Below are 15,265 nucleotides of genomic sequence, written 5' to 3'. Positions count from 1 at the left end.
CTGTTTCGTTTTGTCAGGGCTGGCATTTTAACTTATCACTCGTACTACTTTATCTTTATGCTCAGGCCTGACATTTACTCAGACCGAACCAGCTGTCGACATGACGTAAAACTGCCGAGCAGCCCCCCTGTTTAACTAGTGAACTTCCCGCAGCACGGTTACCATTTGCACGAGAGCGGCCTGAACTGAAGTTTTCGACTCCATAATTTTCAACCACATTTTGCTTACTCACAAAACTGTCTGCACTGCGTTCAATTTTACCACTTAACATCAACCCGAACACTGCGACAACGGCAGTGCCTAGCACTATTTTTTTCATCTTTCCTCCTGTTTAATCATGTTATTACCAAAGAAAAAGGCGTGAGTACTCTGTTGCGTTCGGTTGTGTTGTGACAATCCAAACAACACCGGCTCTGCACTGTCTGGCAGGTATAAGGTACCAAACATCCAATCCCAGATGGCCAGATTACTGCCATAGTTTTTGTTGCGATGCGCTGGCTTACAACTATGGTGTACCTGATGCATAGCCGGACTCACGATAAGATAGCTAAGCCAGCGTGGAAATCGCAAAAAGATATGTGAATGGACTAACGTACCGCCAAGCAGTAACACGCTAAACGCGAATAAATTGGTGCCCAGAATCAACATTTCTGATGCATCTTTCCCCAGCGAATAACTGCATAACCCTGCCACCAGCATGCTGGCAAAATAGGTGACTGGCAGGCGGAGTATCGCTTCGAGAGGGTGAGCGCGGAAATTGGTAAAGGGCGTAAGATTGGTCGCACTATGATGGCGGCTATGAATACGCCATAAATATGGATACTGGTGCAAAATTCTGTGATACCAGTAGTTGAAGAAGTCGAATACCACAAAAGCAATGACGGTGGTCATGACCACCGAGGTTTGTGGTGACACGTTTATTTCACTGGGACCGACAAGCGACTCCAGCCATGCAGATACAAACAGACTGTCGTTTATCGCTCCCCCGCTCAGGTACCTGTCAATCAGCAGCGCAGCACTGGCCAGGCAAAAAGAGTTGACCATCAAAGAAACATAATCGATACGGCTGGATTGACTCCACCAGATCCGGGTGGAAAGAAAGGCCCCTTTCAGGGTTTTCCAGTTAACACGTCTGTTTTGTTTGCGCTTTTTGTAATACAAGAACACAATCGCAATCAATAAATTGGTTGCGACAAACACACTCTCATTAGAAAGAATTTCGGCTACAGGGTAGACAAGTAGTAGTTCAATAGCCCGAATAAATTCAAATATCAGCTCCGCTATGTATTGCATTATTATTGTTTTTTTAGCAAAAACATGAGGAAAACGTTACACAAAAAGTATTGACTTGTCCACAATAATCATTTTCAGGTGAGCTAAGTCTTAGCTTTGTCTAACTTTAGTTATCTAACTCCGGACAGCCCTTGTATTGGCGAAAACGCCCGTATTGCACCATTGCTGTCAACAAAATAGCCGCAAACATTATTCCGGCAAAAGGCAATGTGTTATCTGCATGCAGAAGCGCAAGCAAGAGTCCAACCAAGGCTCCACTGCCAAAACGTAAAGTACCGATAACCGCCGTTGCTGTTCCGCTGTTTTTTTCAAATTCCAGTAAAATCAGGGCATCTGCATTTGCTGCAATGATCCCCAGACTCATCATCAGCGGCGCTATACTAAACACCATATAATACAAGGATAAGTCAAACAGACTGAATACTAGTAACGCAGTGGCACTTGCAACACCAAGGCCTAATCCGAGATAGAGCATCTTTCTGGAACCTAACTTAGGCACCAGGCGGGTATTTGCAAAGCTCCCCAACATCAGGGCAACCACATTAAAGGCAAAGAGCACACCAAACAGCTGCTCTGAGACATCAAAATAATCAAGATAGATAAAAGGTGCAGAAGTCAGAAAGCAAAAAAAGCCAAACGAGACCAGCATTGAGCTGGCAATATCTGGTAATGCCGCCCGATTAGAAAGCACAGTTGCATAACTATCAAAAAATAGATGAAGCCCACGTTTATCACTTTTATAGATGGGTACTTCCACCAGATAGAGATAGGCCAGAACCATAACCACAAGCGCGTAACCTGCCAGGGTCAGAAAAATCCATTGCCAACTGGCCAGGCCCAGAATAGCCGACCCAACACTGGGCGCAACCAAAGGCGCCAGCATCATGATCATAGAAACATAAGACATACCTTTGGCTGTATTAGCCTGATAGATATGACGAATAATACCAGGGACCACAACCGTCGCAGCAGCACCGGTAAAAGCTTGAGTCGCTCTGAGTCCCCAAAGATGCAAAATATCACTGCTGAACGCCAACAAAAATGAACTCAGCGCAAAGCCAGCCAGTCCAAATAAGGCTAGCTTACGCCTTCCAAGCTGATCGGCCAAGGGGCCATATACCAGCATGCCAAGCGCATAACCTGCAAGATAGATACTCAGCGAGAGCTGCACTTGCGGCATGCTTGTGCCCAAACTGTTTGCAATTACCAGCATTGCTGGTAGATACATATCGATTGCCAGCGGCGTAATTGCCACAATACTGGCAAGCAGAGGGAGTAGAATTCGGGTGTTGAAAACGCGTGCAGAATCGTCCATGAATTTCCAAATACAAAGTTAGGAGGCGTGGATTGTATCAGTTTACGTATCAATCTGCACCTCGCCTCCCGCTGTACTCAGCGCATTAACTACTTCTCCCAGCGAGAAAAAATGCCATAACTCACGGCAGCTCCTAATACTGCGTTTAACGGAACAATCCCAGGCAAAAAATGACCTGCCAGCACACCCAAAGCGACCGCAGCAATGGCGCTCCAACGCACACTTTGCCATTGCATGTGCTCAAACGCGTGATAGCGCTTCCTGTTAAGAACAAAATCTGCGATCAACACCCCCCCAACTGGGGGGATCGCGGCAGACAGAAAAGTCAGCCAGCCGACGAAGTGGTTGTATAACCACAATGCGCTAAGCGTACCAATAATGCCGTTAAGCACTGCCAGATTACGACTTGACCAGCCTGTAATATTGGCGAATCCGAGTCCAGATGCATACAGTGCATTATCATTGGTGGTCCAGATATTCAGGCCCAGCACAACAATTGCGGGCAACAACAGGCCTTGTAACATCAATACCTGTGCGATATCTGACTCTCCGGTTGCCGCGCTACCCGCCGCACCAAAAATAAACATCAGACTGTTTCCAAGGAAAAACGCAATCAGCGTAATTAATACGGCACTCGCAGGCTTACGGGCAAAGCGAACAAAATCAGCGGTTAAGGTGCCCGCGGAGATAAACGACCCAACCACCAGTGCAATTGCTGCGCTGATGGGCAGTGGCGTTGTCGGTACAAGCGATTGCAATTGACTGATCCCACCAACATCCTGCACCGCCAGCCATACAGAGTACCCCCCGAGTAACGCAATAGCCGGCACAGCAATCACAGACAACGCCATCAACGCTGAGATACCAAAATACACAGTCGTTGTCATGGCAAGACCCGCCACTATGATCAGCACATTGGTATCTATGCCAGTTGCTTTGTGAACAGGAATAGCAAACATAGCTACCCCAACGCCAAACCAGCCAACCTGAGTGCCACCCAAAAGCAAAGAAGGTAGCCATGACCCTTTGATACCGAATGAAAATCGCGCCAGTAAATGTGTAGACAGACCGGTCGAGGCCCCGATGTAACCAAGCGCGGCTGTATATAAACCGAGTAACAAGTTACCAATGAAAACCGCGAGAAAAAAATCGTTAAATGAGAGCCCCGTCCCCAGGGTTCCCCCTGTCCACATACTGGCGGAGAAAAACGTCAGCCCCAGCATTAATAGGGATAATGCTATGCCACCTTTTCTGGCGGATTCCGGAACGGGCTTGAGTCCATAATTACTGTCTTCAGTCACTTTGTGGCCTTTTTGGTATAACAAACTATTCCCTTAATTACAGCACACAACAGTGGAAAAATTATGGAGTAAATCAAGCGCCTGATCAGAGAATTGTCACTGCACTGGGTTTCAACCGGTATACCGTGATTGGTTTTTTCAAAGCTTTAGAATCAAAGACTTCGCCGTTTTCTTCTGCTTTATGAGCCAGATAGCGACGCGACTTTTCTAACGTCAACTCAAACACCTCAAACCGGCCTGTTGCCAGCGCAGTTTTACCAATCGCCGCCATCGGAAACACCATCTCACCATCACGCACTTTCACCGTGATCAGCTCCCCCTTTTCGACCTTGAGTGTCATCCAGCAACCGCGCTTTTTACACACCTTTGTCACAACCCCTTTCACCGTGACATCAGTTTGATGATATTGCTGCGCCTGAGCTAATAAACGTGCGGCATCAATAATGTTAGTTTTGTCAGCACCACCGCCAAACTCTATCGGCTGCGCCAAACTGGGCATCACACACAGCAAAGCAAACAAGCTCAGCCAGAATTTAATTAACATACAGTCCTCCAGGTTAGAGATTTTTTGTAATTCGCTGTTCAGATAATTCAATCATAACAAGCTCTTACTAAAAACAAAGCAAAAAACCTTTTAATATACACAAATTAATTACACATGAAAACACCCCAGATGCAACCCATTTACAATCCATTACATACCGTCTTGCATCTTAAAAAAGATGTAATTACCTTGAATGGGTAAACCACACTAACAAAAAGGAAAATAATATGAATAAGATGATTAAATCTTCTCTAGCACTCTCGGTTTTGGCAATGCTGAGTACAACGGCCCAGGCTTCAGCTGAGCAATGGCAAGGGTATTACAAAGGTCAGTGTGAAGTGATCTCACCGGCTCGCGGCACGCTTTATCAATTTCCAATGTCACTTGAGGTTGGCGCATCCGTCGATAACAAGGCAGACTGGATTGTGACCTACGGAGAAGGCGCACGCAAAAACGTTCGCAACTACAGCTTGCTGACACTCAACGAAAACCTGGGCCATTATGCAATTGATGAAAACAATGGCGTAGTCATTGACCAGTACCTGCTGAACAATGAGTTTTTAAGCCTGTTTGAAGTCGGCAGCACTAAGTTGCAAGTATCCTATAAGCTGGATAGCAACGGGACGATTGACGTTAACATGAATACATTTAGCTTTGATCCAATCCGTGAGTCAAAAGTTGGGCCTATTGTAGTTTCCAATTATCAGGGCAATACCCAGCAAAGATGTAAACTGTTTAAGTGGTAATCACACCAGGCAGTCGGCCTGCTTATACCAATTTTCTTAATTAAGTGATCTATTTTGAGGCGAGAAAACAGGGTCGAAAACACCGCTCTCGCGTCCTGCTATCGCTGAGGCACCTACGTCCATGCAGGCGAGGCAAAAATTTTGCTATTTAGTTGTTCTAAATGAGAAATTTTTAACGCTGTTAGCGTCCTATTTGCTACTTCAAATAGACCAAGTATTAAGTGAAATTGGTATTGAACCAGGCCAATACATAAAAAGATAAAGCGGGCCCTCACCCGCTTTATCACAGTTAGCCTGATTAACCACCGCCTCCACCAGTAACGGTACCTTCAACCGTCACCATAATATCTACCTCATCTTTTAGGATACGATATTGAATACTGGTGATGGTGCTACCATCTGCTGATAAGAACAAGTTAATTAACGGTTCGTTATTATCCGCACCGTAACTGACCTGTATACGCTTCTCTTCCTCAAGATTAGTGCGATCATAAATAATCACAATATCACTTTGGGCAAAACTGATACCTGTGTCAAAGTCGATAGACCCATCTGAGCCAATCACCACAGTGCCGCGTGAATGACCTTCACCTACAACTCTATACTCCCCGGCTCTTGCGGTGACTAATTCAAGGTTAGCAATTTCGTCGCCCCCATCAATAGTGAACGAACCAAGAAACATATTTTCCATGGTAAACAAATTGATTTCATTCAGCCCCGTTTCAGTCACCGACACTTTGTAGATAAACCCGTCATCTTTATAAACGTATTCGCTGCCTTCCATCATGACATCATCAAGCGACATTTCGTCACCATTACCGGCTTCTGGATCCGTGTCTATAAACATCATGCCTGAACTGGAGAATGTGAACCGTACTTTTTGCCCATCGGCATAGCTGCTGCCGCTTTCCGAAAGCATAAACACCATATCAAACACCTTACCTTTGAGCACTTCAGGCAACATGACATCATCATCCATATCATCGTCGTCATCGTCTTTTCCGGTCAGCGTCCAGGTGTAAGTAAGGTCTGATGTCACAGTGACTCCCTGAGTGGTAACAGAGTAACGCACAGAAACGACAATCTCAGTATCCGAGCTACTCACCAGCTCAAACGCCAGGTCGTTCACCTCTAGCTCAGCTAATGAGTCTTCAATCTGTTTTCTAATGGTTTCGAGATCGTTGGGATCAGGCGCAGGTACGTTGCGAATTTTAATCTCTTTGATTCCGGTCGTAACACCCGCCACAGTCGTAGAGCCAGTAATAATTAAAGTATTACCTTCTCCGTCATTGCCGTTGTTATCATCATTGTCGTCGTCATCAGAATCTCCGCCGGAACCAGATGATAACCCACCGGGAACAAAATCCAATTCGAGAGACCCAAGATCCAAACTGGCAAAAATGTCACTCAACCCTTCCAGAGTCTTTTTAATGTTGTCCAGGGAAAACGTCGCACTCAGGTCGTCGGTTAAACCCACTTGCTGTGCATACGCCTGAATTGCACTGGTGTACTCACTGATAAAATTACTGGCATTATACAAAGGAGCTTCAAAAGCCTGATCGCCTACCTTGCCATCTATGGTGAGATCTAAAAAGTCAGCACGCAATGCATCAATAATTGCCAGCGCTGGTGAACTCGCAGAGCTGCCCAATTGTGCTAGTGCAGCCAAAGAGACCGCATATATACCGGCCTGATCACTACTCGCTGTGACCCCGCTGGCGGCATCAATTAGTTGAGGAGGCATTGTAATATCTGTCAGTGCCGGGGCCAATGCCACACGAACCTGTTCATTTACAAGATTAATGGCCTCAGCGCTGGTCGCGCCGGTATTTAAAATAGCAGTTGCGGCGATTTCGGTGAGTGTTGTCACCCCTACCTCAGACTGGAAAGAGCTTAGTACGGCGCGAAGCGTCGTATCGGCGCCAAGGGTCAGAAAAACCCCTTTGGCTTCATCGAAGTACTCGGCATCGCCTCCACCCAATACCTCAACGATAAACGGCTCGGTAATGGCAGAAGCCAATGTAATGGTAGCAACACCTGTCTCTCCGGTATTGCCCGTAGCCCCTTCAATGGGCGTGTTAGTGGCGAGTAAAATGAGCCTGACATTTGCATTTTTGGTTAATCCCAATGCCGGGCTCACTTTGATTTCAGTGGTTTGTGCAGTTTGATCTGGCGTGTTGTTATTGTCGTCATCATCTCCCAGGCAGGAGGCAAGTATGAAAACAGACAATATGACAAGCCAGTTGCGCAGCTTGTATATCTTCATGGTAGTTCCTGGTTTAGACGGTTACTGATATTTACTCTGGCACAGCAAGAGTCGACCCCATCACCATGCCACAGCAACAACAGTTTAGTTTAGTGAAATAATTAACGCCTATTTTTTAATCAAAAAATCTTATTTTATTTGTCCCCCTCATAAGGGTACTGATGGTGAATTCGGTCACGGCAGGTCATCCCGAGATACTCACAGGTTTTCTGGATCATCTCAGTGAAACACACAGGCGCGGTGTCATTAATCGAGTTGGATAATATGGAGAACTCTTTGGTACGCAACTTTCTCAGCTCAGGCCGCAGTGTTTCATCATCCATAAAATCGGTTATGCGATCGAAAAATGCCTTCATTCTCGGTGTAACGGCATACCAATATACAGGGGATGCAAAAACAATATGATCATAGCTCAGCAATGTGCGAAACAATGAACGAAAGTCATCGCCTTTATTGGTGTGATTATAGCAATAATCGTGTATTTCATAATCATCCAGGTACAAAGCATCGGCTTGTAATTGTTGCGCCAGTGCTCGCACCGACTGTGCAGTATTGCCCTGCTTGTTTGAGCTTGAATAAAGAATAATGGACGTCATCGCGGTTCTCCTTTGTGTTATTTGCTGCTAGTCTAAAACCTCAACTAAGATTGAGGTAAAGCATTCAAATGAGCGTAATCGATACACCGGAACGAGATGAGCCCAGACTCAGCGTTGGGCAAGTCGCTAAGCGTGCAGATGTTGCCGTCTCTGCACTTCATTTTTACGAAAACAAAGGGCTGATCCGCAGCTGGCGTAATAACGGCAATCAAAGGCGTTACAAAAAAGATGTTTTGCGACGTATCGCCATTATTAAAGCTGGCCAGAAAATGGGCATCACACTGGCTGAAATCAAACAAACCTTAATGTCTTTGCCCCACAGCGACACACCTAGTAAAGATGACTGGACCAGAATGTCCAGCATTTGGCGCACCCAACTAGATGAAAAGATTGCTTATATGCAGCGAGTTCGCAGCATGATTGACGGCTGTATTGGCTGTGGTTGCTTATCTATGAGCCGCTGTCCGATATATAACCCGGACGATATGGTAGCCCAGGCGGGCAACGGGGCAGTACTCATAGACAGCCCTGAGCAGGCAAAAAATGCGAAATCTTGTTATGATATGGAAAATCACAATAAAGGAACAAGCGAATGAAAAAAACGGCGCTCAGCCTTTCTCTGGCAGCCATTTTTGCACTGGCTGGTTGTGCTCAGACAACGACTCAAACAGATGCCAAGCAAGCCAGTTCAGTAACCAGTCAACAAACCAATGAAACCGCTTTCAAAACATTCTCAGAGCAGTTTATTGAACAATTCTGGCAACAGTATCCCGAACAATCCATGTACTATGGCTATGGCAAATATGATGATGTCATCACCATCCCGGATGCTGCGAGCCGCGCAGCCAGCCTGGCCTTTATAGATGCGCAGCTGGCAAAACTACACGCTTTTGACGTAACAAAGCTCAGTGCCAGCCTGAAAATTGACTATCACCTGATAGAAAACAGACTCAAAAGTACCCGCTGGGAAATCGAAAAGTTCAAAAGCTGGCAATGGAACCCCAGTCGCTACAATGTCTCGTACGGCTTCGCGACCATTCTGAACAGCCGCTTTAAGTCTGAAGATGAGAAACTTCGTCTGGTCTTTAATCGACTCAATTATGTACCTGGGTACTATCGCGCTGCACAAGCAAATATCAAGGATCCGACGTTGGAATATACCCAGCTCGGTATCCAGCAAAATAATGGGGCATTTAGTGTTTTAACAGACGACTTATTGACCCGGGTCGATGCGCTGAGCACCTTTAGCGAAACAGAAAAAGCAGAATTCAAACAACGCTTTGCGAATGCCAAAACAGCCATCCATGGCTACATCGATTTTCTGACTGCGGTTGAGAAAAAGATGCAATCAACTGGCAAAGCCCGAAGCTTCCGGATCGGTGAGGAACTCTACGAAGAGAAATTTGCGTTTGATATTCAGTCGGGTTATACCGCCAAGCAAATGTACCAAAAGGCACTTGCAGACAAAGCCCGCGTAACAGCACAAATGATCAAGTTAACCGAGCAACTTTGGCCCAAGTATTTTCCGAATACAACACGCCCCGAAAATGATGCCGAAGCCATAGCTACGCTAATCAAACACCTGTCTCAGCGCCATGTCGAGAAGTCTCAGTTTGTTAACGAAATCAAACGCCAGATCCCTGAACTGGAACGCTTTGTGATGGAAAAAGACTTACTGACATTAGATCCTGAAAAACCGCTGGTTGTGCGCCAGACACCGGATTATATGCGCGGCTTTGCGCTGGCGTCGATTTCTGCACCGGGACCTTACGAGAAAAAAGAGAACACCTACTATAACGTGGAGCCTCTGGATGGACTGACGGATGAGCAGGCTGGCTCTATGCTACGTGAGTACAATCACTGGATTTTACAAATTCTGAATATTCATGAAGCAGTTCCAGGTCACTACACCCAGCTGGTTTACTCCAATACTTCTCCATCACTGGTGAAAAGCATCTTTGGCAATGGTGCCATGGTTGAAGGCTGGGCTGTGTATACAGAACGCATGATGCTGGAAGAAGGGTACGGTGATTTCGAGCCAGAAATGTGGCTCATGTACTACAAATGGAACCTGCGTGTTATCTGTAATACTATCCTGGATTATGGCATTCAGGTTAAAGGGATCAGCAAAGAGGCAGGTCTGGATCTGCTTATGAACGGTGCGTTCCAGGAACGAGCCGAAGCCGAGGGAAAATGGCGCCGGGCAACGCTCAGTCAGGTTCAGCTTACCAGTTATTACAGCGGATTCCGCGAAATTTACGACCTGCGCGATGAGCAAAAGAAACAATTAGGTAAGGACTTTAATCTCAAAGCTTTCCATGAAGAATTTCTCAGCTACGGCAGTGCGCCTGTTAAGTTCATCCGCCAACTGATGAACTAAGCCCTGATGCCGGGTCAAAAGGCCCGGCATAGATTATTGATTTAATGAATAAGATTTCCTAACTATTAATTACCAATGTCTCTTTGCCAAACAAATTAGTCAAAACAATTGACCAACCACATCACCGGCGCTACATTTTATTTTCATTAAAACAACATGTAAGGCCACAGGAATGACCCCTATAAATACACTTACCCGAGCTATGATCCCGTTATTTCTCAGTGCGTGCACCATTACGGCACATCCAATCAACGCGGAAAATACCCCAGAACTGGCACTCAGTGGCACCCATCACACCGTCACCGTAAAGTGTGAACATGATCCGCTGGCACTCAGCCGTATGCTCGATTACCTTCACGCCCTGTCATTTGACATGACAGTCGAATTTTCGGGTCAGTGCATGGGGCCAATTCTCATCGAACGTGATGGGATCACACTAACGGGTCTGGATCAGCAGACAGCGTCGGTCAAGCTCAGCGACAGCGATGAACAGCAAAGCGCAATACGCATCAAATCAGCGGTATCCACACTCAGTAATTTTGCAATCGACACACCTGAAAACGCGCTGTCATTGCACGTTGACGCCAATGCAACCGTCACAATAGATGGCCTTAAAACACCGCATATTTTTGACCCCAAAGCCCCTTTTTACCCCTTCCTTGCAGATGAAAACAGCACGCTTTATGTGAAAAACCACAAAGGGTTACAGTTGAAGGTATCCGGAAGTTCAGCGGCAAACCTCATGGAGGGCAATCGTCAGGTAGCATTGAACGTCACCGATACCTCCATGGCCCGCTCAACCAGCAGCAATCAATTTGATGATGTCGAAGTGTCAGGTAACGGCTATTTTCTGGGTGACAACCAATCCAGCATTACACTTCTTAAAATCTGGAGCAAAGGCGTGGCTGAAGTGAACAACCAAAGCTCGGTTAAAGAAATCATGATGGGTGGTCAAACTCTGTTCGCAGCATATAGACAATCGAACATCACAGGACCCTACTGGCTATGGGGTAATGTAGTATTCGAGTTGGAACACTCCTCAGCGACTGGGTGGCAGCCCGTTGACAAGCCAAACTCTATCATCTCAGGTCACAATGCAACGGTGAACGGCGTTTTTTATCCGGACTGGGATTGGCGTGGTCAATAGTATTGAGTGACAAAATCATCACTATGGGGACTCTTGCGGTCCCTGATCAAATTATCATTATGGATATTTTATTTCCCAGTGGCTTGCCTAAAACCCACACTATGTTACTATTCGACCGCCTTATTAATAGTCTAAGTGACTATTAAATATACATATAATACTAATCTATCTTAATGTGCGACCGATATGAGGGATTAAATCTGCTGGTCACTGTGTAAAAGCGTCTCAGTTTTAACTTGTCATACAAGCCTGGATTCGCCACTTTTTTACCCGGTTATCACAACGAGCACCTTTGTCAAAATTGGTTATCTCATTATGTGGATTGGTTTAAATTGCACTCTCCGCCTCTCTTGGGAAAGGCTAATAGTCATGCTAAATGGGTGACTGTATCAGAAGACAGGGACAGATATTCGGAGTAAAGCAATTTTCGCGACATACGACGAGTAACCAGGGAATCTAATGGAAGTTAAAACGTTCAATTCACGCCAAATAGTGGGGATCAGCACCCGCACCAATAATCATCACGAGCAGACCGAAGGAGAAGGTCAAATAGCCCAGCTTTGGCAAACATTTAGTCAAAAATATACCCCTTTATTACAAGAAGGCAGCACACTCTATGGTATCTATTCGGGCTATGAGTCAGATCATCATGGAGACTTCGACGCTATGGTTGCCTGCGATGCATCTGTATTGATGGCACATGCAGATACAGATAAAACACTGCAAATCCAGCAACTAGATGGCGGACGATACCTGAGTTTTGCGGCCCAGGGCGACATGCCGCAAACAGTCATTCGCCTGTGGGAGCTTGTTTGGCGCTACTTCGAGCAAAGTGACTGCCCATATCAACGTGCCTACCACCAGGATATAGAAATCTATCACCAAAGTGATGAAGTAGAGATTGCTATCTCTATCCGCTAGTCATAGCAACCAGGTTGTCGGGGGCAAGCTTTACCGCGTGTACAAATCACACGTACATCATTCGCTATTCCCCGCTCTATCCAGTTGATATTTAATATTTTAGCTACACTTTGTAATTGTTTTTTCAAATGCCAGGGTACCACACTCGCACCACCCTGCTTAATACACAGTGCCTGTAACTCTTGTACCACTTCATTCGCATCCAGCCCCTGTGCTGCGATCGCCGGATTTAAGTCTATTCCGGCGCAAAGCACATGTGGATTATCCGCCACATCATTTACCTTGATAGACTCACAGCAATAAAGCCGGGGTTGATTGTTTACATTGAGCACCGACAGTTGCGCGCTGGCTTGCATAGCTTGCTCCTGAAATTTACGAAACACAGCCCAGTGTTGACATGGATCTGCGACGCTACGCATATTTCCCCAGGGCAAAGGGATACCATTGCCGCGATATACCGCTTTCAGTTTGCCAGGTAAATAGGCATCAAAATAATGCCAATGTGGGTAAGGCGAAGCAACGGTCATCCTGCGCATTGCTACCGAGGGAGAGATCCCCAGCGCCTGATGTATGTGCGTCTCATAACCATAAGAATCTAACAACTGTCGATAAGCTACTTTCGGGCACAGCAATGCACCGGCAAAAAAGCTGGACTCAAAATCATGCCATGCAGAGAGGATATCCTGCGCATTTGGTGCAGACTCATCCGCATTGGTCCCACCGCTCACTCCTCCAGAACCAAGCACACATTGCAGTCCATCTCTGTTGTGTAACACCGCATGCCCCAGATGTACGGCCAAATCGTATTTAAGTCTGGGCTGGTTTTGCAGCAACATGCGATTGACATGCACCTCATTCGGCGGCGCAAAGTAAGAGGTAATGACACGCTGAAACATGTGTCCACTTTCATCGATAACCTCTCCTGGCGCTTCATCAAACCAGTGCACCACGAGCCCTTGTGCTTTGAGCATGCTCAGCAGGGTTTCTGCATTCAGATAGAGATCTTTGCCGCCGACCTCTTCTGCGGCACGTTCAAGGTCCGGAAAATGATTCTGGTGGTGTTCCTGATGAGCCCGAATCAACAGATGAGCAAACTGACGTCCACTGATCCCTGTCTGAGACAACATTTCTGGAATGGCTATTTGCAAGATTTCATTGTCGAATAGAAAGTTAGGCTCTAATGCCATGCCACTGATCCCACCATGGCGACCTTTTTGTGGAGTAATTTCATTTACTTCCGGCTCATTGTCCAAAAACCACTCTACCGGCTTCTGAAATACTTCAGCCAGATTCTCAAGCATATCACTGCTGGGGGTGCGTTTACCTCGCTCGATCATGGACAAATAGGATACCGATGGCGCTGATTGTGGATCAAAGCGGACACATCGGGCAGATAAATCCTCTAGGGTTAAATGGTTTCGCTTGCGTAAATTACGAATTTTGGTGCCCAGAAAGTGTGACTTTCTCATGAGTTCTGAATTTTTTTTCACCGCTTCATTCCTGTTTACGTCTGTAAAGTGTCTGAACGCTATACCTCACTACTATGCCACAGCATATGGTCAGACCAGTTTTTGTAAAATTTACACTGTAAAATTCTTTTTGTGAAATTTATCGATTTTTTTTCATACACTGAATTTGTCAACAGAAGCTTCTGCGCCCCACCGGGACTAAGCAGGTAATTAATAATAGTAGCGATATTTTGCCTTGTGACGACAACAGGTGATTTGACCGGCAATTAAGCCGTCACCGCACACAGGCAAGCTTATATCGGGTAACATTGGTAACTGGGAATACACACATGAAAGCACAAATTCAGCAAACAGAATTAGAAAACATCAGCACAGAATGTCAAAAGCTGACCGTTGCAAAACAGTATCTGGATCAGCATTGTCCTTTAGAATTCGGCTCTCATAAAGAAGTAAGCTCTTACGTCGTTTACTACAACCATTTAATGGTGTTCTTTGCCGATGGCCAACATTGTGGTCTCAAAAACTCTAAGCAATTCGTTGCTTTATGCGGTCATCGTGAATCTCCCAGTGCACTGTTGCTGAAAAAAGCAGATGGCATGCATATAGAACTGAGTTTTGACACTGGCTGTGAGCCTCGCCATTATGACCGAGCTCATCTGAATGATGTTCAGTACGAAACCCCCCTCAGTGCCGTAACCGGAGAAGGTGAAGCAGGCAGCCGTATGTGGATGAGCTTTGTTTCCGGCGTGCAATATGCCTTAGTCACACAGCAAGACCGTAAATGCTATCGCGCCAAAAATGGCGAGGATTATCAGCTGTAATCCAGTAAGGTTAGACTTTCTGTCAGACTGGGCGTAAGTAAAAAGTGCTCGTAATCATGCGAGCACACAGCCGAAGCCTTTGTTTATCGAAGTTTAGACTTATACAACATGCTTTTTAGCCCTCTCCTCAAAGACGAGGTCACAGAGGTCCAGCCTAAAGCATTGTGCTCCTCAGCCAGTTATACCAATTTCACTTAATACCTGGTCTATTTGAAGGAGCAAATATGACGCTAACAGCGTTAAAAATTTCTCATTTAGAACAACTAAATAGCAAAATTTTTACCTGGTTATCGACTATATTTTCTCGCCTCAAAATAGAACTCTTAATTAACCAAATTGGTATTACAATTGCAAAATCCTCAGATGTCAGTGAAGCATTCAGATTAATTTCAGCTAACCTCAATATAATCTCGCTCTTTTTTATTGCGCACATGGGGATTATGAAACTCATTATCGATTGGTTAAG

At 45.7% G+C, this 15,265-nt stretch carries 14 protein-coding genes; 6 read left to right on the top strand and 8 right to left on the bottom strand.

The window, feature by feature from the left end:
• Positions 1–61 precede the first annotated feature (61 nt).
• From IY568_RS21350 to IY568_RS21330, 5 genes are all read right to left on the bottom strand, one after another.
• Positions 62–319, bottom strand: coding sequence for a hypothetical protein (locus IY568_RS21350; protein WP_194868606.1), 258 nt, complete (start codon positions 317–319; stop codon positions 62–64).
• Complete coding sequence (locus IY568_RS21345; RefSeq protein WP_194868605.1) at positions 316–1,293, bottom strand: sterol desaturase family protein; 978 nt, start codon at positions 1,291–1,293, stop codon at positions 316–318. The genes IY568_RS21350 and IY568_RS21345 overlap by 4 nt, the downstream gene beginning before the upstream one ends.
• 106 nt (positions 1,294–1,399) lie before the next feature.
• Positions 1,400–2,608, bottom strand: a complete 1,209-nt coding sequence (locus tag IY568_RS21340) for a Bcr/CflA family efflux MFS transporter (RefSeq protein WP_194868604.1) — start codon at positions 2,606–2,608, stop codon at positions 1,400–1,402.
• Positions 2,609–2,697: 89 nt separating this feature from the next.
• Entirely contained in the window at positions 2,698–3,909 is a 1,212-nt protein-coding gene (codB, locus tag IY568_RS21335) for a cytosine permease (protein WP_194868612.1), read from the bottom strand.
• An 85-nt stretch (positions 3,910–3,994) separates the two neighbouring features.
• On the bottom strand, positions 3,995–4,453 hold the full coding sequence (locus IY568_RS21330; protein ID WP_125557413.1) for a DUF4920 domain-containing protein: 459 nt from the start codon (positions 4,451–4,453) through the stop codon (positions 3,995–3,997).
• Between the two features lie 227 nt (positions 4,454–4,680).
• Between IY568_RS21330 and IY568_RS21325 the strand changes: the two genes are divergently transcribed.
• Positions 4,681–5,199: a hypothetical protein gene (locus tag IY568_RS21325; protein ID WP_138539698.1), complete on the top strand. Its 519-nt coding sequence runs from the start codon at positions 4,681–4,683 to the stop codon at positions 5,197–5,199.
• A 298-nt stretch (positions 5,200–5,497) separates the two neighbouring features.
• On the opposite strand, the gene IY568_RS21320 is transcribed toward IY568_RS21325, so the two are convergent.
• Positions 5,498–7,465, bottom strand: coding sequence for a hypothetical protein (locus IY568_RS21320; protein WP_194868603.1), 1,968 nt, complete (start codon positions 7,463–7,465; stop codon positions 5,498–5,500).
• Between the two features lie 134 nt (positions 7,466–7,599).
• On the bottom strand, positions 7,600–8,061 hold the full coding sequence (locus tag IY568_RS21315; protein WP_194868602.1) for a flavodoxin family protein: 462 nt from the start codon (positions 8,059–8,061) through the stop codon (positions 7,600–7,602).
• A 68-nt stretch (positions 8,062–8,129) separates the two neighbouring features.
• On the opposite strand from IY568_RS21315, the gene soxR reads away from it, so the two are divergent.
• From soxR to IY568_RS21295, 4 genes are all read left to right on the top strand, one after another.
• Positions 8,130–8,657, top strand: a complete 528-nt coding sequence (soxR, locus tag IY568_RS21310; RefSeq protein ID WP_010380658.1) for a redox-sensitive transcriptional activator SoxR — start codon at positions 8,130–8,132, stop codon at positions 8,655–8,657.
• Positions 8,654–10,441 (top strand): DUF885 domain-containing protein, encoded by a 1,788-nt coding sequence (locus tag IY568_RS21305; protein ID WP_194868601.1) that lies wholly within the window; start codon positions 8,654–8,656, stop codon positions 10,439–10,441. Before soxR ends, IY568_RS21305 begins: the two co-directional genes overlap by 4 nt.
• A gap of 172 nt (positions 10,442–10,613) precedes the next feature.
• Positions 10,614–11,588 (top strand): hypothetical protein, encoded by a 975-nt coding sequence (locus tag IY568_RS21300; RefSeq protein ID WP_194868600.1) that lies wholly within the window; start codon positions 10,614–10,616, stop codon positions 11,586–11,588.
• A 459-nt stretch (positions 11,589–12,047) separates the two neighbouring features.
• Positions 12,048–12,509 carry a GyrI-like domain-containing protein gene (locus tag IY568_RS21295; RefSeq protein WP_194868599.1) on the top strand — a complete coding sequence of 154 codons (462 nt, stop codon included), beginning with the start codon at positions 12,048–12,050 and terminating at the stop codon, positions 12,507–12,509.
• Here IY568_RS21295 and IY568_RS21290 read toward each other — a convergent pair.
• On the bottom strand, positions 12,506–13,999 hold the full coding sequence (locus IY568_RS21290) for a DUF3612 domain-containing protein (protein WP_125557428.1): 1,494 nt from the start codon (positions 13,997–13,999) through the stop codon (positions 12,506–12,508). The genes IY568_RS21295 and IY568_RS21290 overlap by 4 nt on opposite strands.
• A 308-nt stretch (positions 14,000–14,307) precedes the next feature.
• Between IY568_RS21290 and IY568_RS21285 the strand changes: the two genes are divergently transcribed.
• The gene (locus IY568_RS21285; RefSeq protein WP_194868598.1) at positions 14,308–14,799 is read left to right on the top strand and encodes a malate synthase; all 492 of its coding nucleotides are present in this window, start codon (positions 14,308–14,310) and stop codon (positions 14,797–14,799) included.
• Positions 14,800–15,265 lie beyond the last annotated feature (466 nt).

Source organism: Pseudoalteromonas sp. PPB1 (genome assembly GCF_015356275.1).
Lineage (GTDB): Bacteria > Pseudomonadota > Gammaproteobacteria > Enterobacterales > Alteromonadaceae > Pseudoalteromonas > Pseudoalteromonas rubra_D.
The sequence above is the reverse complement of the archived record's forward strand: the minus strand, read 5'-3'. Positions and strand labels throughout refer to the sequence as shown.